This is a genomic window from Desulfitispora alkaliphila (assembly GCF_050433185.1).
In the GTDB taxonomy this organism is placed as follows: Bacteria; Bacillota; Desulfitisporia; order Desulfitisporales; family Desulfitisporaceae; genus Desulfitispora; species Desulfitispora alkaliphila.
Genome location: NZ_JBNPXS010000015.1, coordinates 13,958 through 36,904, shown reverse-complemented (window position 1 = coordinate 36,904; position 22,947 = coordinate 13,958). Strand labels below are relative to the sequence as shown.

The 22,947-nt window shown below is 37.7% G+C and carries 24 protein-coding genes and 1 other RNA gene; all 25 read right to left on the bottom strand.

What is annotated here, in order from left to right:
* Nucleotides 1-189: 189 nt before the first annotated feature.
* The 25 genes from GGQ84_RS07265 to GGQ84_RS07145 all read right to left on the bottom strand — a co-directional run bounded on the left by GGQ84_RS07265 (nt 190) and on the right by GGQ84_RS07145 (nt 22,944).
* Nucleotides 190-1,227 carry an AI-2E family transporter gene (locus GGQ84_RS07265; protein WP_429161160.1) on the bottom strand — a complete coding sequence of 346 codons (1,038 nt, stop codon included), beginning with the start codon at nt 1,225-1,227 and terminating at the stop codon, nt 190-192.
* Nucleotides 1,228-1,229: 2 nt separating this feature from the next.
* Entirely contained in the window at nt 1,230-1,427 is a 198-nt protein-coding gene (locus tag GGQ84_RS07260; protein WP_429161159.1) for a hypothetical protein, read from the bottom strand.
* Nucleotide 1,428: 1 nt separating this feature from the next.
* The gene (locus tag GGQ84_RS07255) at nt 1,429-1,623 is read right to left on the bottom strand and encodes a hypothetical protein (RefSeq protein WP_429161156.1); all 195 of its coding nucleotides are present in this window, start codon (nt 1,621-1,623) and stop codon (nt 1,429-1,431) included.
* Nucleotides 1,604-2,122, bottom strand: coding sequence for a PRC-barrel domain-containing protein (locus tag GGQ84_RS07250; protein ID WP_429161153.1), 519 nt, complete (start codon nt 2,120-2,122; stop codon nt 1,604-1,606). Before GGQ84_RS07250 ends, GGQ84_RS07255 begins: the two co-directional genes overlap by 20 nt.
* A gap of 93 nt (nt 2,123-2,215) precedes the next feature.
* Nucleotides 2,216-3,301: a tRNA 2-thiouridine(34) synthase MnmA gene (gene mnmA, locus GGQ84_RS07245; RefSeq protein WP_429161150.1), complete on the bottom strand. Its 1,086-nt coding sequence runs from the start codon at nt 3,299-3,301 to the stop codon at nt 2,216-2,218.
* A 9-nt stretch (nt 3,302-3,310) separates the two neighbouring features.
* Nucleotides 3,311-3,679, bottom strand: a complete 369-nt coding sequence (nifU, locus tag GGQ84_RS07240; protein ID WP_429161147.1) for a Fe-S cluster assembly scaffold protein NifU — start codon at nt 3,677-3,679, stop codon at nt 3,311-3,313.
* Between the two features lie 20 nt (nt 3,680-3,699).
* A complete protein-coding gene (nifS, locus tag GGQ84_RS07235; RefSeq protein ID WP_429161144.1) occupies nt 3,700-4,872 on the bottom strand; it encodes a cysteine desulfurase NifS in 1,173 nt (390 codons plus the stop codon).
* A 26-nt stretch (nt 4,873-4,898) separates the two neighbouring features.
* On the bottom strand, nt 4,899-5,333 hold the full coding sequence (locus GGQ84_RS07230) for an RrF2 family transcriptional regulator (RefSeq protein WP_429161232.1): 435 nt from the start codon (nt 5,331-5,333) through the stop codon (nt 4,899-4,901).
* Nucleotides 5,334-5,434: 101 nt separating this feature from the next.
* Complete coding sequence (locus tag GGQ84_RS07225; protein WP_429161141.1) at nt 5,435-6,760, bottom strand: replication-associated recombination protein A; 1,326 nt, start codon at nt 6,758-6,760, stop codon at nt 5,435-5,437.
* Nucleotides 6,761-6,836: 76 nt separating this feature from the next.
* Nucleotides 6,837-7,166: a thioredoxin gene (gene trxA, locus GGQ84_RS07220; RefSeq protein WP_429161138.1), complete on the bottom strand. Its 330-nt coding sequence runs from the start codon at nt 7,164-7,166 to the stop codon at nt 6,837-6,839.
* Nucleotides 7,167-7,235: 69 nt separating this feature from the next.
* Entirely contained in the window at nt 7,236-8,000 is a 765-nt protein-coding gene (locus tag GGQ84_RS07215; RefSeq protein WP_429161135.1) for a tRNA threonylcarbamoyladenosine dehydratase, read from the bottom strand.
* A gap of 18 nt (nt 8,001-8,018) precedes the next feature.
* Nucleotides 8,019-8,203, bottom strand: a non-coding RNA gene (gene ssrS / locus GGQ84_RS07210) — 6S RNA.
* A gap of 110 nt (nt 8,204-8,313) precedes the next feature.
* Entirely contained in the window at nt 8,314-10,071 is a 1,758-nt protein-coding gene (gene aspS / locus GGQ84_RS07205) for an aspartate--tRNA ligase (RefSeq protein WP_429161132.1), read from the bottom strand.
* Nucleotides 10,071-11,339 carry a histidine--tRNA ligase gene (gene hisS, locus GGQ84_RS07200; protein ID WP_429161130.1) on the bottom strand — a complete coding sequence of 423 codons (1,269 nt, stop codon included), beginning with the start codon at nt 11,337-11,339 and terminating at the stop codon, nt 10,071-10,073. The genes aspS and hisS overlap by 1 nt, the downstream gene beginning before the upstream one ends.
* A 271-nt stretch (nt 11,340-11,610) precedes the next feature.
* Nucleotides 11,611-13,062, bottom strand: a complete 1,452-nt coding sequence (gene hemZ / locus GGQ84_RS07195; RefSeq protein ID WP_429161128.1) for a coproporphyrinogen dehydrogenase HemZ — start codon at nt 13,060-13,062, stop codon at nt 11,611-11,613.
* A complete protein-coding gene (locus GGQ84_RS07190) occupies nt 13,043-13,201 on the bottom strand; it encodes a hypothetical protein (RefSeq protein WP_429161126.1) in 159 nt (52 codons plus the stop codon). Before GGQ84_RS07190 ends, hemZ begins: the two co-directional genes overlap by 20 nt.
* A 58-nt stretch (nt 13,202-13,259) precedes the next feature.
* On the bottom strand, nt 13,260-13,886 hold the full coding sequence (locus GGQ84_RS07185) for an MBL fold metallo-hydrolase (RefSeq protein WP_429161123.1): 627 nt from the start codon (nt 13,884-13,886) through the stop codon (nt 13,260-13,262).
* 21 nt (nt 13,887-13,907) lie between these two features.
* Nucleotides 13,908-14,357, bottom strand: a complete 450-nt coding sequence (dtd, locus tag GGQ84_RS07180; RefSeq protein ID WP_429161120.1) for a D-aminoacyl-tRNA deacylase — start codon at nt 14,355-14,357, stop codon at nt 13,908-13,910.
* 20 nt (nt 14,358-14,377) lie between these two features.
* Nucleotides 14,378-16,549 carry a RelA/SpoT family protein gene (locus GGQ84_RS07175; protein WP_429161117.1) on the bottom strand — a complete coding sequence of 724 codons (2,172 nt, stop codon included), beginning with the start codon at nt 16,547-16,549 and terminating at the stop codon, nt 14,378-14,380.
* A gap of 46 nt (nt 16,550-16,595) precedes the next feature.
* Nucleotides 16,596-17,108 (bottom strand): adenine phosphoribosyltransferase, encoded by a 513-nt coding sequence (locus tag GGQ84_RS07170; RefSeq protein WP_429161114.1) that lies wholly within the window; start codon nt 17,106-17,108, stop codon nt 16,596-16,598.
* Nucleotides 17,105-19,573, bottom strand: coding sequence for a single-stranded-DNA-specific exonuclease RecJ (gene recJ / locus GGQ84_RS07165; protein WP_429161111.1), 2,469 nt, complete (start codon nt 19,571-19,573; stop codon nt 17,105-17,107). Before recJ ends, GGQ84_RS07170 begins: the two co-directional genes overlap by 4 nt.
* A 47-nt stretch (nt 19,574-19,620) precedes the next feature.
* Nucleotides 19,621-19,980 carry a LapA family protein gene (locus GGQ84_RS07160; protein ID WP_429161109.1) on the bottom strand — a complete coding sequence of 120 codons (360 nt, stop codon included), beginning with the start codon at nt 19,978-19,980 and terminating at the stop codon, nt 19,621-19,623.
* A 107-nt stretch (nt 19,981-20,087) separates the two neighbouring features.
* Nucleotides 20,088-20,957 carry a protein translocase subunit SecF gene (gene secF, locus GGQ84_RS07155; RefSeq protein WP_429161106.1) on the bottom strand — a complete coding sequence of 290 codons (870 nt, stop codon included), beginning with the start codon at nt 20,955-20,957 and terminating at the stop codon, nt 20,088-20,090.
* A gap of 12 nt (nt 20,958-20,969) precedes the next feature.
* Nucleotides 20,970-22,202 carry a protein translocase subunit SecD gene (gene secD, locus GGQ84_RS07150; protein ID WP_429161103.1) on the bottom strand — a complete coding sequence of 411 codons (1,233 nt, stop codon included), beginning with the start codon at nt 22,200-22,202 and terminating at the stop codon, nt 20,970-20,972.
* Between the two features lie 82 nt (nt 22,203-22,284).
* A complete protein-coding gene (locus tag GGQ84_RS07145) occupies nt 22,285-22,944 on the bottom strand; it encodes an HD domain-containing protein (protein WP_429161229.1) in 660 nt (219 codons plus the stop codon).
* Between the last annotated feature and the right edge of the window lie 3 nt (nt 22,945-22,947).

The window sequence follows — 22,947 nt, the reverse complement described above, 5'->3', positions numbered from 1 at the left end:
TGACCATCTCCTCTCGAGACTTGTTGTAATTATAAAAAAAACCCGCACCCTAGCCCAGTGATAAACTGCACCAGGGACGAGAACCATTCTCGCAGTAACCCTGAACGTTGCTTAACTTCACTAAATTTCCAGTTTAAAATCGTGTCTATTATAAACTAAATAAACGAAGGTTGTCAACAATTATTACTTTTATTCAACAAGCTTTTCGATCAGGTAACTGAAAATAACCCTACAAATAGCAATTGTAGGCACTGCTAAAAGTACTCCCAAAATTCCAAAAAGAGCTCCTCCTGCCAACACAGAAAATATTATACTCAAGGGATGCAGACCTAAAGAATCTCCCATTATCTTTGGAGAAATAATATTTGTTTCAATTTGTTGAATTACCACAAATAAAATTATAACATATAGGGCCATTGTTTGCGATTCTAGCAAAGCTAAAGCTACTGCTGGAATCGCCCCAATCACTGGTCCAAAGTAAGGAACTAGGTCAAAAATACCAGCAATTATCCCCAAAATCAGGGCAAACTCCATCCCTAATGCCATTAGGCCTCCTGTGGTCATAATACTCACTATAGTCGCCACTATTATATGACCTCTGATAAATTTTCGTAAAACTCTGTTGATATCATGCATTAAGGTTTGAGTTTCAGTTCTAAACTTTACTGGCAATAATCTGTAGAGACCTTGTTCAATATTTGACCAATCCTTGAGCAGGTAAAAAGCTAATATAGGCGCAATGAGCAGGTGTAGTACTTGAGTAAAAAAGCTAATAATTCTTTCTACTAGATTGTTGGTAAATCGCACGACCCACTCTTCAAATTGCTGTGCACTTTCGTCAATAGCCTCTCGAATACTCTCTGGCATTGTCATTCGAGAATAGTCCCTCTCTAACTCTAGGGCCCATTGGCGCAATTGATTTATGTAGTCAGGAATTACCTTGGCAAAGATGTTCAAATCCTTTATAACCATAGGCAATATATTGATAATTACCAATGCAGTAGTTACTACAAAGCTGATATATATGAGCACAATTGCTAGAGCTCTAGGTAAACCTAGTTTTTCCAGTTGATAGACTAGCGGACTTAAAAGATAGGCCATAAAAGCTGCCACTAGAAAAGAGGGCAGAATGGCCTTAACTTTTATGAGAAGATATATTGAAAAAGCAACTGCTACAACTAAAAAGCTCTTACGCCAAAATGCTCTTGTGCTAAATATTCCCTTCATCTTTACTTCTTCATATAATCTTTAAGTTCTTTTACTCCTTCAGAAACTTCATCTGCTACTTTTTTTGCCTGCTTCTTAACCTTTTGTTCAGTTTTGTTGCTCATTATGGGCTTTTTATTTGATTTAAATAACCACGCACTTATTGCACCTAACATTCCACCTGTAAACAATCTATTAAAAAAACCTTTTCCTTTTTTCATTTTATATTCCTCCTTTTTCCATACTAGTAGTTGATAAATTATCATCGTTGATATCCAAAAGAGTGCCATCTTCATCTACTTGAAAAACCTTCACCTTATCGCCGCGTTTGTAAAATTCATAATAACAATCCCAACAATAGTATTGGTTGCTGCCAACTTTGCCAGTAGCTCTGCTATCACAAACTGGACAATTCATCCTCATCATCACTTCCTTTAAAATCTTTTACTAATACCATTTCTTTACCCATGGTCACAATAGAGTTAAGAGGCAGTAAGGAGCGCCCACTAATAAGGTCACTTATTAAACCCTGGGATAATTGGTACCCCTTTACTTCTTTGGTTTCTAAGTCTACTAAGACATCCCTAACAATGCCGATTTCTTTCCCTACCTCATCAAAGACTTGTTGTCCAAATGCTAATGAAACACTGTATCCTGAAATTTCCGCTTTGGATAACACTTGAGGCGTTTGCAGTACATCCTCACTGATGATGCTAATATGATGAGCATTAATTTCTGTTATATCCTCACAGGAAATAAAACGCATCTCGGGTAAATGATCTCCTTGCACCTCAAGCAAAACCCCTAATAAGTTTTCTTGTTCCTCTGAATATAGAAGATCCGTTATTTTACCCACTTTGTGACCTGCTTTTTGTTCTAAAACCGGCAATCCTAAAATTTCACTACCTTTTTTCATCACTGCCTCCTGTTTAGTACTATTACCCTATATTGTTTCCAATTTAAGCAAAAAAAATGCGCACCCCTATGGGTACGCATTCATTATATTGCTTTAATCTATTTGCTTTTCAATTGTTCCGCCACCAACTACAATGTTATCCTTGTAAAATACCACAGCCTGTCCCGGCGTTATAGCACGTTGTGGCTTATGAAACTTAACCAAAACTTTTCCATCCTTGGTCGGCTCTATTACTGCACTAGCAGCGGGTGCTGAATATCTTACTTTAGCAGTTACTTCCATAGGTTTTTCTAATTGAGGAAACAGAATAAAATTATTATCCATACTAATGAGGCTGCTCCCAAAAACTTCGGTGTTGTCTCCCACAACTACTGCATTTTTCTCTGGGTCAATTTTTACAACATAGACTGGCTTGCCTAATGCTAGCCCCAATCCTTTTCTTTGACCGATAGTGTAATTTGCTATGCCCTCATGAGTGCCAACGACTCTTCCCTGAGTATCCAAAAATGGGCCTGGTTTGAGCTCTACATTTTTTTCCTTTAAGAAGGTTTTGTAGTCATCGTTAGGAACAAAACAGATTTCCTGACTATCTGGTTTGTCTGCAACTTGCAAATCAAGCTTTGCTGCTAGCTCTCTAATTTGAGGTTTCTTGTATTCACCTAAAGGCATTAAAGTTGAAGCCAACTGCTCTTGAGTAAAACCATATAGCGCATAGGTTTGATCTTTATTGTCATCTTCTGATCGAGCCAACAAGTATCTCCCAAGCTCTTCATTATAATAAATCCGAGCGTAATGACCTGTAGCTATATAATCTGCGCCAAGCATCTTGGCCTTGTGCAAGAAGGCCTCAAACTTAATATATCGGTTACAAGCAATACAAGGGTTAGGCGTCCTGCCTTCAATATACTCGTTACAAAAGCTTTTGATTACTTTTTCCGCAAATAAATCCCTAAAGTTCATTACATAGTAGGGAATATCCAATACCTGAGCAACGCGCCTAGCATCTTCAACCGCTGACAAGGAGCAACAGCTACCCTCTACTTCTTCATGAGGTTGGTCTGATGGCCATATCTGCATAGTGACACCAGTTACATCATACCCCTGCTCTTTTAATAGAGCAGCAGCTATGGAGCTATCTACACCGCCACTCATTCCCACAAAAACTTTTTTATTCGCCACCTAATTCACCTACTGATTTTTTTGTTTGTAATCCTCTATAGCTTTGTGAAGTGCATCAGCTGCTAGATTAGAACAATGCATTTTTGCTGGAGGTAGTCCATCTAATGCTTCTGCTACCGCTTTATTAGTTATCCGTAGGGCTTCATCAATTGTCTTTCCCTTTACAAGCTCAGTAGCCATACTACTAGTAGCAATTGCTGCTCCACAGCCAAAGGTTTTAAATTTAACATCTTCGATTACATTATCTTTTACTTTCAAGAAAATTTTCATTATATCGCCACAGGATGCATTACCTACTTCGCCAACACCATTGGCATCTTCAATTTCTCCTACATTTCTCGGATTATTAAAATGATCCATAACCTTTTCTGTATACATGTTAATTCCCCCTCAATAATTTATCTTTTATGTTTATGAGCATCATATAAAGGTGACATGCTTCTAAGTCTGTCAATTATTTTTGGAAGCTCTTCTATAACGTAGTCAATTTCTTCTTCTGTATTGTCTTTGCCCAAAGTCAGTCTAAGTGATCCATGAGCAATTTCATGGCTAAGCCCCATTTCTAATAGCACATGGGAAGGCTTTAAAGATCCAGAGACACAAGCTGAGCCACTAGAAGCACCAATTCCCTTCATATCCATACTAAGCAATAGAGCCTCTCCTTCAATAAAGTAAAAGCTAAAGTTTACATTGTTTGCTATTCTGTTTTCCCTACATCCATTTAATTTAATGTGGTCTATTCTCTCCTCGATTCCCTTCATCAACTTATCCCGCAAATAGGTGAGTCTTTTGTTCTCAGATTCCATACTTTCTTTTGCAAGCTCTGAAGCTTTACCAAAACCTACTATACCAGGAACATTTTCAGTACCAGGTCTACGACGTCGCTCTTGTCCACCACCGTGAGTAATACGCTGCAGCTTAGTGCCCTTACGCACGTATAAACATCCTATCCCTTTTGGTCCATAAATCTTATGCGCTGAAGCAGACAACAAGTCAACATTTAATTCATTCACATCTATAGGTAATTTTCCGAAGCTCTGTACAGCATCAGTGTGAAAAACTATCCCCTTCTCTTTTGCAAACTCTCCTATCTCCTTAATAGGTTGGATAGTTCCCACTTCGTTATTTACATGCATAATTGATATTAAAATGGTATCCTCGCGAACTGCGTCTTTTAACTCTTCCAATGACACTAGCCCATCTTTATCTACTGGCAACAATGTAACTTCAAATCCTTGCTTTGCTAAATATTCACATGGCTCTGTAACTGCATGATGCTCAATACCAGAAGTTATTATATGCTTTCCATTCTTCTGGTTTGCCATAGCTGCACCTATAATAGCCATATTATCTGCCTCGGTTCCACCACTTGTAAAGATTATTTCTTCTGGTCTTGCTCCAATCAAGTCAGCTACCTGAGCTCTCGCATCCTCTATAGCTTTTTTGATCTCACGACCAAAAACGTGTACACTGGATGGATTTCCAAATTTTTCAGTTAAGTATTCGCTTACTACTTTAGTTACTTCAGGGTGTACTGGAGTAGTAGCACTGTGATCAAGATATACTCTCATTGTAATATCAACTCCTCAAAAAATAATTATCCTTCTGCTTTTTTTACTTCCTCTGCCTCTTTTAACATATCTGCAAGTGTGATCGAATCTAGTACTCCTGAAATACTGTCTCTTACCTTTGCCCATATGTTTTTAGCAACACACTTATTAAATCTTGTGCACTTGTCCCCTTCTTCTTCACTTACACATTCAACTGGTGCTATGGGGCCTTCTAGTATTCTTATAATCTCCCCAATTTTTATATCATCTGGCTCTCTAGCCAGGGTATATCCACCTTGTGCTCCTCTTACACTTTTAAGCAACCCTGCTTTACGCAAACCAGCTACTAATTGCTCTAGGTAGTGCTCTGAGATTCCCTGACGCTCAGCTATACTCTTTAGTGATATTGGACCCTGCCCGTGGTGTTGTGCTAAGTCAAACATCGCTCGGACTCCGTACTCACCTTTTGTAGAGAGCTTCATGAGCTCACCTCGCTTTATATCCAAGTAAATTAGTTGGTTTTTTCTATATTATCATTTTGTCCAATTATTTGTCAATAAAATACCTATTGCTTTATCTAAATTTAAATTTTTTTCTCAGTTCTCAAGGCCCAGTTATTTATCATTTCTTTTTCTTTTCCCTGTTTAACGGGATTGTAAAAATTCTGTTTCTTAGCTTCTTCAGGTAAGTACTCTTGTTCTACCCAGTGGTTATCGTAATTGTGAGGGTATAAATATTCAGCTCCATAGCCCATTTTTTCTTTTCCTCCTGCTGAGCCATCTCGCAAGTGCAAGGGAACAGAGCCTATCATACCCCCTTCAATAGCTGCTAGTGCCTTATTAATACTATTGTAAACAGAGTTGCTCTTCGGAGCTAAAGCTAAATAAACAGTAGCTTCTGCTAAGATTATTCTTCCCTCCGGCAATCCTATTCTTTCAACTGCTTGGGCGCAAGAGTTTGCAACCACAATGGCCTGCGGGTCTGCTAAGCCTATATCCTCAGCAGCTGAAATAACCAGCCTTCTACATATAAAGTTTAAATCTTCACCTGCATATATCATTCTAGCAAGCCAGTAAACTGCCCCATCAGGATCTGATCCCCTGATAGATTTAATAAAAGCTGAAATCACATCATAGTGCTCATCCCCATCTTTGGTATAGTTTACATTTGGCTTTTGGAGAGCATCAATTGCGGTCTTTAAATCTATTCGCCTTACTCCATCTTCCCGGGGTGGAGTAGACATTACAGCTGTTTCCAAAGCATTAAGGGCACTTCTAGCATCGCCATTAGCCATAGTTATTATATGACTCAATGCTTCTTGAGAAAACTCAACGTTATAGTTGCCCAACCCTCTATCCCTATCCTTTAATGCCCTATTAATTAGCCTGTCAATTTGTTCATTACTCAATGGCTCTAATGAAAAAATTCTAGATCGAGATAGTAATGCTTTATTAACAGAAAACATTGGATTTTCTGTAGTTGCACCTATTAGAGTAAGTAATCCCTCCTCTACATAGGGTAGTAACGCATCTTGCTGGGATTTGTTGAAACGATGAATTTCGTCTATAAAAACAATAGTTCTGTTGCCGTAAAAGCTTAGGTTTTCCTTAGCTTCTTGTACAACTTCTCTAATATCCTTAACACCTGCCATAACTGCATTTATTTTTTTAAATTTTGATTGGGTTACTTCAGCGATAATATGGGCAAGAGTAGTTTTCCCAGTGCCCGGTGGACCATAGAGGATTATAGACTGTAAATTATCTGTTTCAATGCTATTGCGCAAAAGTGTCCCTGGTCCAACTATCTTTTGCTGACCTTCAAATTCATCTAAATTTTCAGGTCGCATTCGAGTAGCCAACGGTGCTTTTTTTTGAGTATTAGTTTGTTCATTATACTCAAATAAATTCACTAAAAACCCCTCCATTTACATTAAATGAAAATAACCGGATTTAGATCCGGTTATTACACTAGATGATAATAAGTATTTACAGGTTAGCGTCAATAATTTTTGCCAATTCATCCTTTGTCTTATAACCCACTACTCTCTCAATTGCCTCACCATTTTTAAAGAGTAGTAGAGTTGGGATACTCATCACACCATACTTACCTGCTGTAGCTCCATGGTCATCTACGTTAAGCTTACCAATAACTACTTTTCCATCATAGGCATCCGCCAATTCATCAATTACTGGTGCAATCATCTTGCAAGGTCCACACCAAGCAGCCCAAAAATCTACCAGAACTGGCTTATCTGCCTCAAGCACTTTCTCTTGAAAGTTATCATTAGTAAATTCAAGTACCTTTTCATTTGCCATTTTAAATTCTCTCCTTCTTCATCCATTTTACTTATCAGTATTATTTTCTTCACAAACAAAAATATTCCTTCAACTATTTTCATTTATTTTTAGTAAGTCCTGAACCACTTCACCTGCCAACATTAATCCAGCCACAGATGGTACATAGGAAATACTTCCCGGTATTTGTCGCTTTTTGGTGCAGTCAGTTTCCTGAGTGGTACAACTACAATACTCCTTGCAGTCCAATGCTTCTTGGTTTAGTTTTATTGTTTCATCTAGTGAAAATACTACTTTTACTCCCTTATTTATACCCCGTTTACGAAGCTCTTTCCGCATTATTTTTGCTAATGGACAAACCTTGGTCTCACTAATATCAGCAACTTGAAAACCTCTTGCACTTAATTTATTTCCTGCTCCCATACTAGAGACAATTGGTAAACCTAGTTCCAGTGCCTTTTCAATCAATAACAGTTTTGATGTTACCGTGTCAATAGCATCTACCACATAATCGCAGTCATTTGCCAAGAGTTGATCTATATTATCTTTGTCCACAAACTTTTTATGGGTTATAACTATAGCATCGGGATTAATTTCAAGAATTCGTTCTTTCATAGCCTCTACTTTCATTTGTCCTACAGTAGTATGCAATGCGTGAATTTGTCGATTTATATTGGTCATACATATATCATCATAGTCTACAAGGATAAATTGTCCTACTCCTGCTCTAGCTAGAGCTTCAGCAGTAAAGGAACCTACTCCACCTATCCCAAAGATGGCGATACGCGATCCCCCTAGCATATTTATTCCTTTTTCTCCTATTAGGAGCTCAGTGCGCGAAAACTTATGTACCATGGTAGCCTCCACAAAATAAAATACCCCACTAATGCCGTGTAAGTTGTCGGAAGTTTTGAACCTGCCTTAAGCAGGTGGGTGCCCTCCTAAACGCTTTGTATGTCCTCTCTAAAAGGCATATACGCTACGCTTAGAGTCCAGGCTCCCAATGTGATGGTGTTGGCTCAAAACTATACGACATATCACGAACATTGTAGGGCTTTTTGTTGTTTTCTGATGAATTTATAGTATCATAGAATTTTTTAATTTTCAAGAACCAATAACAGTTAACTCTATCTTTCCCATCACATTTTTATATTATTCACTTTAGAAACTACTTTAATTTAAGATGTAATTCTTTTAATTGCTTCTTAGTAACCTCAGATGGTGCCTTAGTCATTAAGCAGGTAGCACTCTGAGTTTTCGGGAAAGCAATTACATCTCTGATATTATTTTGACCAGTCATTAACATTATCATGCGATCAACTCCGAAAGCAATTCCACCATGGGGTGGGGTTCCATACTCAAAAGCATCTAATAAAAATCCAAACTTCTCTCTGGCTTCATCTTCACTCATACCCAATAGTTTAAACATCTTTTCCTGAACATCACGCTTGTGGATTCTAATACTTCCTCCACCTAGTTCTACCCCGTTTAATGCTAAATCATAGGCTTTAGCCCTTATTTTAGCAGGATCAGTGTCCATAAGCTCTAAGTCTTCGTCTTTAGGTGCAGTAAATGGATGGTGAATTGCTACATACCTTTTTTCTTCCTCATCATATTCTAGTAGTGGGAAGTCAGTCACCCAGCAAAAATTTAATTCATTTTTATCTATTAAATCAAGTTTCTCTCCAAGCTTTAACCTTAAGTGTCCTAAAGAATCTGCTACTACATTGGGCTTATCTGCCACAAAAAGCAATAAATCCCCCGGCTTAGCATCAAACCTATCCTTTAGCTGCTGTAGTTGTTCTTCACTAAAGAACTTTGCAATTTGAGACTTTACTCCATCTTCTGTTACTATAATCCAGGCAAGCCCTTTAGCACCATAAATACCCACATATTCTGTCAAATCATCAATTTCTTTACGAGACATATTGCCACAGCCTATTGCATTAATACCCTTTACTTGTCCGCCCTTTTTTATCACTGTCTGAAACACCTTGAATTCAGAATCAGCTACTATATCCTCTACGGGCTTTAGCTCTAAGCCAAAGCGCAGGTCAGGCTTGTCAGAACCGTACCTTTCCATAGCCTCATTGTAAGTAATCCGTTTAAATGGTGTTTGTACATCTCGATCTAGCACTGTTTTGAAAATATGAGCCATCATTTTCTCAACTAAAGTATACACATCCTCTTGATCTACAAAAGACATTTCCATATCAAGTTGAGTAAATTCTGGCTGTCTATCTGCACGCAAATCCTCATCTCTAAAACACTTAACTATTTGAAAATACTTATCAAACCCTGAAACCATTAAAACTTGCTTAAATAGTTGAGGTGACTGGGGTAGAGCAAAAAAGTCTCCTGCATTTAACCTGCTTGGTACTAGATAATCTCTTGCCCCTTCTGGGGTACTTTTGGTCAAAATCGGTGTTTCAACTTCTAAAAACTGATTGTCATCTAGATAGTCTCTAATAGCTTTCACTGTTTTATGTCTAGTAATCAATGTGCGCTGCATGTCTGGACGTCTTAAGTCTAAATATCTGTATTTTAATCTAACTGCCTCATCTACATCCACATCTTCTGTTATGTAGAAGGGTGGGGTCTTTGCACTATTTAATACTTCCAAGTCGTTGGCATAAATTTCAATCTGGCCCGTAGCAAGGTTTTCATTTATAGTACCTTCCGGTCTCTTTCCAACAACCCCCGTAACAGCTAAAACATATTCGCTTCTTACTCGTTCTGCCATTTCGAATATTTTTTCATCCTGTTCTGGGTTAAATACCACTTGAACTATTCCTGTTCTATCTCTGAGATCCACAAATATCAGCCCACCGTGATCCCTTCGCTTTTGTACCCAGCCGGTTACTGTAACTTTTTCCCCTTGTTGATTTGAATTTAAGACGCCACAATGATGTGTTCGTTTTAACATTACTCTTCCTCCCTTGCCTGAATTAAGAATGAAATTAGATTATCAATTTTAATATTGTCTTGGTCACCTGTGCCCATGTTCTTTATTGTTACTTTGCCCTTTTCTAGCTCATTATCTCCAATTATTATTGCATACTTTGCTCCCTTTTTATCTGCTAGCTTTAGTTGTCCTTTAAAGCTCTTGCCAGTATAATCCTTATCCCCTCTAATTCCCTGTTTTCGCATATCATTTAGAATCTTGACCCCTGTCGCTTCAGCTTTTTCACCCAAGGTCACTATATATGCCTCACATGTAACTTTTGTAGGAATCTCAATGTTCTGATGTTCTAAGGACAAGAGTAGTCTCTCAAGACCTAATCCAAAACCAATAGCTGGAACTGGATTCCCTCCCATTTGTTCCACTAATCCATTATATCTGCCACCACCGCCGATTGAGCTCTGCGCTCCTATACCTTGATACACTATCTCAAATGCTGTGTTTGTATAATAGTCTAAACCCCTCACCAGTTTTTCATCCACAGTATAGCTAATCTCCAATAAGTCTAAGTATTTTTTGACATCTTCAAAGTGACTACTACACTGTGAACAGAGACATCTTGTAGTTGTAGGAGCGTCAGCTACTAATTCTGAGCAGTTTTCACTTTTACAATCTAAGATTCTCATTGGATTCCTGTCAAATCTCCCCTGGCAGTTAGAACATAATTCACTCATTTTTACTTGTAAATATTCCTGTAGTTGCGCTTTATGATCTTGACGACATTGGGGACAACCCACGCTATTTAGTTTTACTTCTAAGCCTTTAAGTCCTAAGCGCTGGTAGAATTCCATGGCAACGGAAATAACTTCTGCATCGCTACTAGGGTGATTTGTGCCAAAAAGCTCAATTCCAAATTGATGGAATTGTCTATATCTGCCCGCCTGGGGTCTATCATACCTGAACATAGGACCAATGTAATATAGTTTTATGGGCTGGGCATCTGCATAGAGCTTATGTTGTAAAAACGCTCTCACTGTAGGAGCAGTACCCTCAGGCCTTAAAGTTAAACTCCTCTCACCCCTGTCCTCAAAAGTATACATCTCCTTTTCAACTATATCTGTTGTATCCCCAACCCCTCGCAAAAACAGTTCCGTATGCTCAAAAATCGGAGTCCTTATTTCCCTATAACCATATTGAGTACAGAGGTCGCGAATAATTTCTTCTACAAATTGCCACTTCTCTATTTCATTAGGCAAAAAATCGTTAGTTCCACGGGGTCCTTTAGTTAGCAAATGATATCCCTCCAATATATAGTAATTTCTGAGTGCACATAAAAAAATCTCCTCCTTGATATTTAACATATCAGGGACGAGATGTGAGTTCCCGCGGTGCCACCCTTATTGAGCCTTACAGCTCCACTCTTTTTACAACTGTGCTCCCAAGTGTCTTTCAGCGGCTCTGATAGAAGGGCTTCCAGTCAAGGCCCCCTCTTCCCTGTAAACAGATTTATCCACTTACTCTTCTTGATCATCGCTTTGTTTTTAGATTAATTTTTACATAATTTTATCCCATTTGTCTAAGCTTGTCAACTTTCTCTGTAATTAATTGATCTAGTTTATTAATATAAGTGCTAATATCTTTGGGATTATATTTGTTTATTAAAGTCCAGTCTATTGAATTTACAAACTTAGATCCAGCACCCACGCCCATACCAACTATGGTCTGACGTTCCTCCATCACTTGAATATTATATATACATTCCCTACCTTGCACACTGTAGCCCACATTTTCCATGTTACCAAAGATCTTTTTTTGCCTATATAGGTAATATGGGTGCATTTTTAGCTGTCCTTCTGCAAAATCCCGAGTCATCTTTATTATTTCCTCAGCTGTTCCCCTATTATTTGCAGTAGCTTTATCCTGTCCACCCATCACTAATTCTGATCCCCTTTTAAAGGCTAGGGGGTGTACTGTTAAGTTTTCAAACTCAATCTGATTTAATTTATGGAGGGTTGTCTCAACTTCTTTAACGCCTTCTCCAGGCAGACCCGCTATTAAGTCCACATTTACATTGTCAATGTTCATCTTTTTAACCAATTCATAGGCATAAAAGAAATCTGCTACAGTATGGTCTCTATTAATAAGCTTTAAGGTTTTCTCATTTAAGGTTTGAGGATTTACACTAATCCTGTTTACTCCCGCTGACTTTAAGATTTCTAACTTTATCTCATCTATAGTATCAGGTCTACCCGCTTCCACTGTAAATTCTTCAGTAGTCTTAGTAACTAAGTTGTCCTGTATACACCTCATTACCTTCTCCAAGCTCATAGGGTCTAGACTAGTGGGTGTACCACCACCTATATAAATGTGCTGTACCGCAAAACCAGCATCTAAAATGGCTTTCCCAAGCTCTATTATTTCCCGCTGCAATGCATCACAAAAGGGCTCCTTTAGGTGAATATTCCTTTTAAGCTCATAGCCAGGGAATGAACAGTAAGAGCACCTTGTTGGACAAAAAGGAATCCCTATATAAACGCCCACTTTTTTCTGATCTCGATAGCTAAAGATTAGTTCTCGCTGCACTGATGCTATATGAGTTAAGAGCTGTGCTTTTTCAGTAGTAACTAAGTATTCTTCACGTAAAAAGTTACAGATTTGCTCTTGCTCTTCACCTAGATCCATTAATCTGTGTACTATTTTTGTGGGTCTGATACCAGTTAATATGCCCCAGGCGCTAGGTCTTTTAGCAAAAAACTCCTCCATAGCTAAATATGTCACTTTTTTTATCAGTCTTTTTTCTTGATTTATTACATCTAACTCCACATGTTGTTCTGTGGAGTTTTCTATTGTTTTTCCAGCACAAGAAAATACAGCCTTTGCAATAACATGACTGTTATTGCAAAAACTGTACAGATTTAAAGTTGACTGTGCTTTGGGGTCGTCAAAAAGTGCTAATACATCTGCAACTGTTCGTTCACCCCACTCTTTATTGCTGTTAATCTTTACTTTGACCATAATACCTCATTCCAAGTCTTTTAATTTTAGTAGAGCCCAAGTCATCACTTTCATCATTCAAAATGCTATGCATATCCACATTGCTGAGCATTTTGTACTTATGGGTTCTTATTGCTGCGGAAATATTTTTATAACTCATATTGAAAATACACCTCCTGTTTTTAGCATATTATCTCCAGGAAATGCAAATTTATTTATTAATCGAAAAATGGGTTAGTAGACTTTTCTTCGCCCACAGTAGATTTAGGTCCATGCCCAGGATGAACCTCAAGTTGCTCAGATAGTGTAAAGATTTTATCTTGCACACTCTTTAACAGCGTAATGTGATTGCCCCCAGGAAAATCAGTCCTGCCAATTGACCCAGCAAAAAGAGTATCTCCCGTAAAGACATAATTATCTGTTACTAGGCAAATCCCACCCTTAGAGTGACCAGGAGTATGTAAAACCTCTAGCTTAATATCATCTCCTATGACAATATTATCGCCCTCCTGCAATAACTTATCTGCTTTAGGACTAACAATATTTTGTCCCATGTATGAGGATAAATTTTTCTTAGGATCTGTAAGCATTTCAGCATCTTCACTATGAATTAGAATACCCGCACCTGTTTCTTTTTTCAAGATACCATTAGCAGCAATATGGTCAAGGTGTCCATGAGTATTGACAATGAACTTGATTTTTAAATCAAGCTCTTCTACTGTTTTCAAAATAGTGTCTGCATCACCACCTGGGTCAATAATCATTCCCTCTTTAGTATTTGGGCAACCTAACACATAGCAGTTTGAACCAAATGTACCTCCAACCACTAATTGCTTAAGAATCATACTACTACCTCCCTTTCCCTTTTAAAAATTTTTTTTACTATCTAAGAGCATAGTTACAGGTCCGTGGTTAATTAATTCCACATCCATTTCCGCTTGAAATTGACCTGTTGCCACAGTTACTCCTAAGTTCTCTATAAGCTGCACAAATTTGTTGTATAGCCTGTCAGCTTCATCAGGAGGCATGGCATCTCCAAAGCCTGGTCTCCTACCCTTACGACAATCTCCATATAGAGTAAATTGGGAAATAGCAAGTACACTATAGCCCTTGTCAAGTAGCGACATATTCATCTTTCCTTGGTCATCTGAAAAGACTCTTAAGTTTGCTATCTTTTCAGCTAGATACTTAGCATCTTCTTCTGTATCCTCTTGCCCCACTCCTAGTAGAACTACAAATCCTGCATCTATTTTTCCTTTAGTCTTACCTTCTACCGTTACTTTAGCCCGTTTTACTCTTTGTACAACTGCTCTCATTATTTCACCACCTTAATTTTCTAGCTCTTTGGACTAGACCTCTTAACTTCAATCACATCTTTAACCTTTTTAATTCGATTCAGCACTAAGCGAAGATGATCTAAGCTCTTGATATCTAACTTAAGCGATACTGCAGCTAAACCGTTTTTTATGCCTCTGGCGTGAACAGAATTAATATTTGTATTTGTCTCTACTACTGTATTCATAACATCCATAGCCAATTTAGGTCGATCTACCGCCGTCACTTCCACTTGAACTTGGTATTTGTCCTTTGTATCTGTGTCCCACACTACATCAATAATTCTCTCTTGTTCTTCATCGCAGTGATTCTGTACATTAGAACAATCTGCTCTGTGAATCGAGACACCTCTCCCCCTAGTTATATACCCAATTATCTCATCTCCAGGCAGGGGATTACAACAACGTGATAATCTAACCATTAAATTTTCGATACCTTTAACTCTAATTCCGTTGGAAGGCTTGCCAAAACGAGCATTTGAATCTTCTTCCGCAACTGTCAAATTGTTATCAGCATCTGCCTCATTATCTTTCTGTTTTCCCTCTCGCAGCTTACCTAGGATTTGCAGTGGTGTCAAAATGCCATCCCCGATAGCAGCATATAGATCATCTGCTGTCTGAAAATTAAACTTCTTTGCAATAATGGATAACTTATCTTGCTTATACTTATCTTCAAAGTTATCGTTTACGTGTTTTTTGATTTCTTTTTCAAAAAGCTCTTTGCCTTTTGCTACATTTTCATCCCGTTTTTCTTTTTTAAACCAAGACCTGATTCGATTTTTTGCCTGAGAGGTCTGAACTACTTTTAGCCAATCACTTTTTGGCTGGATTTGCTTTGAAGTCAAAATTTCTACTATATCTCCATTAGCCAATTTATAATCTAGGCTCACAATCCGTCCGTTAACCTTAGCTCCAACACAACTATGACCCACTTGAGTATGGATTCTGTACGCAAAGTCTATTGGCACAGAACCAGCTGGAAGTTCTACCACATCTCCTTTGGGAGTAAAGACATATACTACATCTGAAAAAACATCAATTTTTAAAGATTCCATAAACTCCTTGGCGTCCCTCAAGTCAGTTTGCCACTCTAAAAGCTGGCGCAACCAAGATAGTTTGTCCTCCACATCCTTTTTGCCGCCTTGACCTTCTTTATAGCGCCAATGAGCCGCAATACCATATTCAGCAGTACGGTGCATTTCCCATGTTCTTATTTGGATTTCAAAAGGCTTTCCAGTAGGTCCTATCAACGTAGTATGGAGAGATTGATACATATTTGGCTTAGGCATAGCTATATAATCTTTAAATCTACCTGGAATGGGCTTCCATAAAGTGTGGATTATGCCTAGTGCTCCATAACAATCCTTTACATTGTCAACTACTACTCGAATAGCCAGTAAGTCAAAAATCTCATTAATACCCTTTTGCTGAGATTCCATTTTCTTGTAAATGCTGTAGAAATTTTTGGGCCTACCGTTAATTTCTGCTTCTATGTTTACTTTTTCAAGGTTGTATTGAAGTGTATTGATAATAGAATTTATAAAATCTTCTCGCTCTCTTCGCTTCATTTTAATGCCTTTAACTATCTCATAGTATTTTTCAGGCTGTAAGTAACGAAGAGATAAGTCTTCAAGCTCCCACTTAATCTTAAAAATACCTAATCTATGAGCTAGCGGAGCAAATATCTCTAATGTTTCTTTGGCTATTTCCTTTTGTTTGGCAACGGGCATATGAGTTAAGGTTCTCATATTGTGTAATCTATCTGCTAGTTTTATGAGGATTACTCGTATATCCTTAGCCATTGCCAAGAACATTTTTCTTAGATTTTCAACCTGTTGCTCCTCTTTTGATTGATATTCAATCCTACTTAGCTTGGTAACTCCATCTACCAATAAAGCAATCTCTGAGCCAAAATTCTGTTCTACATCTTCTAAAGTTACAGATGTATCTTCTACAACATCGTGGAGAATGGCAGCAGAAATTGTAATAGCGTCTAGACCTAAATCCAACAGAATACTGGCCACGGCAAGAGGATGGGAAATATAAGGCTCTCCAGAGTTTCTTATTTGATCTTCATGAGCTTCGTCTGCAAATTCAAATGCCTCATAAATAACATTGGTTTTAGCTAAGTTTGGATTTATCTCTTTTATCATAGCGCAAAGCTCTTGGAACATGTGCATCCCCTCCTCTCTTATTCATCAGCTCTTCTTTAGTAAAAATTTAATATTTTATTAACGACGTAACCTTTTGATTTGCAAAATTTTCCCTGCCCTTTAGCTCCGTCAGTTCAATCAGAAATCCTAGCCCCACTATTTTGCCACCGCATTTTTCTACTAGATCCAGTACAGCTTTAATTGTTCCTCCAGTAGCTAACAGGTCATCCACCACTAATACTTTTTGCCCTGCCTTAATTCCATCACGATGAATTTCTAGAGTATCTACACCATATTCAAGCTCATATTCATAACTTATTGTCTCTCCAGGTAATTTCCCCTTTTTCCGAACTGGAACAAACCCTACTTTTAGTTCATAGGCTAGGGGAGCACCAATTAAAAACCCCCTAGCTTCTGGTCCAATAATTACGTCTACCTCAACACCTCTATACGCTTCGGCCAAACTAGAAATTGCTTCACGGAAAGCTGGTCCGTCCTGCAACAAAGTGCTAATATCTTTAAAGCTAATTCCTTCTTTGGGATAGTCTTCAATCACTCTAATTTTTTCTTTCAAATTCAAATTGTTTCACTCCTCTTGTGATATAAACTCAATAAGTCATCTAGGGAAGCATACATAAGAAAACTATACCAGGCGTCTAGTTGATTACGCCTGTCCATTATCTTCGTATAAACTTGAGAATCATACAGGCTCAGTTTATCTGCAGGTTCTTTTAATATACTTATTTTAATTTCGTTATTATTTTGCTCCCATTTTAACAACTTTAGCTGAGCTAAAATTGCTAGCCCCAGTAGAATTTCCTCTTCATCTATGGCAGCTAACTCTTTAAGTTGCTTTAAAACTTCTTGCCTCTCACCTATTAAGTCATTTCTCTGCTTTGCTAGTCTCTTAAGTCCCTTATATAGCATTCCAATGCCATTTCTATTGAGAAATTTCTGTTCTTTTAAATCCTCTAAATTATAACAGTCATTAACACTGTAAAGCAAGTGAATATTGTCAATTTTGTCCACAGAAGAAGTAATGCGATTCAGGTCTTCCCAGTGCAGGGGAAAGTCATAAAAAAACATGTTACGTATTTCACCTTCTTGGTGACTATAGGGCTGATTAGCTACTATTACCCTGAAAGCATTACTACTATCTTGGCTTATAATATCTTTTGTAAAAGCCTCAGCTTTTTCACGATTGTGAAAGTAAATTACATCTTTGGATGTAATCTGATTTTTAATATAAGTGACTTTACATTTTAAATTCCGGCGATCGTATAAGTTAACCCATTTTCTTTGAGGAATCATTAACTTTTCTTTGCTATAGTAAGGTTTTATATCTTTAATTTTTAACTGAAGACTCTCCTGTCCATTCCACGAGTTTTTTTCTAAGGAAAAGGCTAAGTTAAGATTTCCGTTTGCTTTTAAAAGCTCACTATAGTTATCCCCCATATTAAAACCAATACCCTGTAGTGGAGTATTAGCATTCAATTGTAGCTTCAAATGCCCTCTTTCTTTTCCAAGTAAGTCCCACTTTTTAATCTTTACACCGCTACAGGCTAAAATAGGATTGGGGTTACCAAAACCAAAGGGTTCTAGCTGTTCTAGTTGCTCTAATAAGTCATAGTTTATCTCTTCCACAGCAACTTCCACATCAACTCTTACTTTAGGAATTAAATCTAGCTCTGTTAACTCTTTAGCTGCTAAGGTATTTAATTCTTTTCTCAATTTCGGTATCATTTCACGCTGAATAGATAATCCAGCAGCTTGCTTGTGGCCACCAAATTTAAGTAATATATTTGCACATTTACTCAATCCCTGATGCATATCAAAACCTTCAATACTTCTAGCAGAACCTTTTCCCTCATCTCCATCTAGTGCTATTACTATTGTGGGGCGGTGATATTTTTCCACTATTTTTGAAGCTACAATCCCAATAACCCCGGGATGCCAGTTTTCGGCAGCAACTACTATGCATTTTTCCCCATCTAGGTTTAATTTAGTATTTATTATTTTATCCGCCTGCTCAAATATATCTCTTTCTAAATTTTGTCTTTTTATATTTTCTGAATTTAATTCTGCTGCTATTTTCTGTGCACTCTTATCATCTTCACTTAAGAGCAGTTCAATTGCAGCCTCAGGGCTTGCTATTCTTCCAGCCGCATTCAATCTAGGCGCGAGTACGTAGCCAACTGCCCCAGTTGTTATTTTTTTGTTTTCTAATTGCACCTCTTTAATTAGGGCTCTTATGCCTGGCCTCCAACTATTTTCTAACATTTTAAGCCCATTTTTAACTAAAATTCTATTTTCGGACACTAGTGGGACAATATCAGCAATTGTACCTAATGCTACTAGGTCTAGGTATTCACCACCCTCGACATTTTCAAACTGAGGTATTTTCAGGTCTATACATATGGCCTGGGCTAGTTTAAAGGAAACACCAACTCCTGCTAAATACTTAAGTTGCTCATGCTCCTCTAACTTTGGGTTAATAATAGCATGCGCTGGAGGAATGTCCGATGCTGGTTCATGATGATCTGTTAAAATCACATCTACGTCATTTTCTTGGGCTAAAGTAATTTCATCAAAGTTACTAATACCGCAGTCCACTGTAACAATTAAATTAACTTTTTGTTCAATATATTTAGAAACAGTATTGATATTTAAGCCGTACCCTTCAGCAATTCTGTCAGGGATGTGATACTCTACCAATGCACCTAGCTTTTTTAGTAAATCATATAATATAGCCACACTGGTAATCCCATCCACATCGTAATCGCCATAAATCAAAATTTTCTCCTTGTTAACAATGGCATCTTTTATTCTAGCTACTGCGGTGTGCATCTCCTCAAATAGATAGGGGGATGTTAATTCAGTTACACTAGCATCAAGGAATACCCTAGCGATTTGCATATCTGTTATTCCCCTATTTACTAGGATTTGAGCTGTAGCATGAGCTATATTTAACTGTCGAGACATTTCACTTATATCTACAGGTAAATCACTTGTTTGCTTTTTCCATATTTTTATTGGTGTTTTCATTATTTATCAACTCATTTCAATTTAAAAGCATTCCAAAAGGAATGCCTTTATTGTTCTTTCTCTTCAGATTTATGGTCTAAATCTTCACCTGTTTCAGGTCCTTCAGTATGATCATGACTTTTTTCTTCAACTTGACTCTTTTCGTCAAGTTCTTGCTTTAATCTCTTGTTTTCAGCTTGTAGCTCTTTTACCTTGCTTACCTGCTTTAGCTGCTTAATCATCCCGGCCATTAATACACTAAAAGCACCAAGAGCAGCAGAGCCAAGAATAACTAGTACAAGTGATATATCTTTAAAATGCCATAGAAGAAAGTATATAGAAACAGGAGCTGTATTCTGAACTGCAAAAGCAGCAACCCCCAACGCTAATACTAGAGCGACTACTAAGTACACTTGAACTTTATTCATATTAAGCACCACCTTTATTATGGATATTTGATATTATTCTATAAAAACAGACAAATTCCTTTTAAAAAAAATCACCTCAGGCTTTTTTAGCCTGAGGTGATGCTCTATTATGACTTTGTTTTTTGTAACTTTTTAATCTCAAGCCAAGTTGGACTAGCAATAAAAACCGAGGAGTAGGCTCCACTGATAACTCCAATTAAAAGCGCTAAGATAAATGGCTTTAAGGTCTGCCCACCAAATATTAACATGGCCAACAATACAAATATGATAGTTAAGCTTGTATTGATTGATCTATTCATGGTCTGCCATACACTTCTATTCACTAACTCCACTAACTTATTGCTTTGTTTATATTTAAGATTTTCTCTAATTCTATCAAAAATTACAATAGTGTCATTGATAGAGTACCCAATAACAGTAAGAATAGCTGCTACGAAAGCACTATTAACCTCTATCTGTAAAATTGAGAAAACACTTAAAGTAACCAGTGCATCGTGCACTATTGCTATAATAGCTGCAATGGCAAAACTAAACTCAAATCTATAGGAAATATATAAACCCATAGCTACTGCTGCAATTAAAAGGGCATAAATTGCCTTAGTAGTTAATTCCTTTCCAATCACTGGTCCTACTACTTCATTTCTCAACATCTCAAAGGATCCAATCTCTTCTTCTAAGCTCTCCCAAACAGCGTCTACTTCATCCCTCTCTAGGAGCACTGACCTAATTACATACTCTGAAGCTGTAACTTCTTGAATTTGACTACCCTCTAATCCATGAATAGAGAGGACTTCCCTTACCTCATGGCTATAAGTTTCTTCTTCAAATTCAATATGCCAAAGATTCCCCCCGGTAAAATCAATACCTAAGTTTAAACCTTGAAATGCAAGCGATATTAAGCCTGGTATGATAATTGCCAATGACAAGAAAAACCATGTTTTTCTTTTTGCCATCAAGTTTATTTGCCTAATAGACACATCTAGATCCCCCTAAGCCCCATATAATTTTGGGTTTTTTACAATATTCGATTGAACAAATAACTTTAGCAATAACTTGGTAATTACAATAGCTGTAAACATACTCACTACAATCCCTATACTCAGCGTAACAGCAAAACCTCTAATCGGTCCAGTACCAAAGTAAAACAGAATTATAGCTGCTATTAATGTGGTTATATTTGCATCCAGAATTGTAGACAAGGCTTTACTAAAAGCACCATCTACTGCAGAACGCAGTGTCTTTTTGTTCTTTAGATCTTCTTTTAATCGCTCAAATATTATAATGTTGGCGTCAACTATTATACCTAATGATAATATAAAACCAGCAATCCCTGGCAACGTCAAAGTAGCTCCCATGGATACTAAAATACCCATTACCATAGTACCATATAGTAACAGGGATATAACTGCCATTAACCCTGGAATCCGATAATAGCCAATCATAAATAATACTACTGCAATAAGTCCATATATTCCTGCAACTCCACTTCGTTGTAGGGAGTCCATCCCCAGTGTGGGTCCAACTGAACGTTGCTCAAGCATCTCTACTTTTACTGGTAAAGCTCCTGAACGCAATAATGCTGCAATATTTTCAGCCTCAAATATATCTTCATAACCAGTTATTTCAGCTCGTCCATCTGTAATAGCTGTTTGAACCTCTGGGTTCTGCACTTGTTCTCCATCTAAATAAATACCTATTCTACGCTTTGAGTCACCTATACTGTAGTTCTCAACTACATAAGAAGTAGCTTCAGCAAACTTTCGTGTTCCCTCGCCATCTAAAGTCAAAATTACCACTGGCACCTGAGTATTTGGCCTCAATCGAGCTACTGCATCGCTCAGGTCTTCCCCACCAAGAACTCTCTCTCCATCGTAAGTTCTGAACTCTAATTGAGCTGTCTTCCCTAATAACCTAGCTGCTTCCTCTGGACTTTGAACACCAGGTAACTCTATAATCAATCTCCGATCGCCCTGTTGTTGGATTAGGGGCTCTGTGATTCCTAGTTGGTCCACTCTGGCCCTCATAACTGCCTGTAAATTTACCATATCCTCGGGTGTTACAGGATTTTCAGGAGTATCCACTGCTTCCATTACAACATGTAAACCACCCTGCAGATCGAGTCCTAAGTTTATATTGTTCTGAATCGGATCTATTGAAAAGTTTACCGCTACTAAAGCAAGTGCAACAATCAATACAAATAAAATTAACTTTTGCGACTTCAACTTTTTTTCCCCCTTTTCCGCTAAATGCAATCAACCCTTATTATATACTTGGTAAAAATGCGTGTCAATTAATAATGCCCAACTATAGTAGTTGGGCTCCATTAATAACTAATTTGAAGTTACACTCTAGAAAATTTGCCGCTCTTCGACACATAACCATCCGTGTAAGAAATATTTCAAAATATTCCATTACTGTTGTAATCTCATTATCTATTGAAAGCTCCATTGTTATGCTTTTTTCTTCAGGGTTGACACTAACTTTTGATTTTTCAGCTCCATAATTAACGCGGTCATGAATATCAAAAGTTGAAACGTCCCTATTTCTAACTCTAGATCTGTGTACATCCGACTTATCTGCTAATATAAGAGCTGCTGCTACAGGATTTACAGCGTGCCCATACTGCTCTTCATGATTGCCTATGGCAGCTACAACAGCAGATATTTCCTCAGGAGGCATTTCTAAGTCAGAAAGAACATCATATGCTAGCATAGCACCAGACTGTCCGTGGTCGTGCCTTGAGATAACATTGCCGATATCGTGTATATACCCTGCTATAGCAGCTAATTCACATTGCCTTTCCGGATACCCCAGCTTCGCTAAAATGTCATACGCAGTAGTTGCAACTAGAGTAACATGACGTACATTATGTTCAGTAAACCCCATATTGGCCAAATTTTCATCGCCTACTTTAATAAATGTCTGAATGGTCTCATTTTGCTTAATATCATCTAATTTTATTATGGC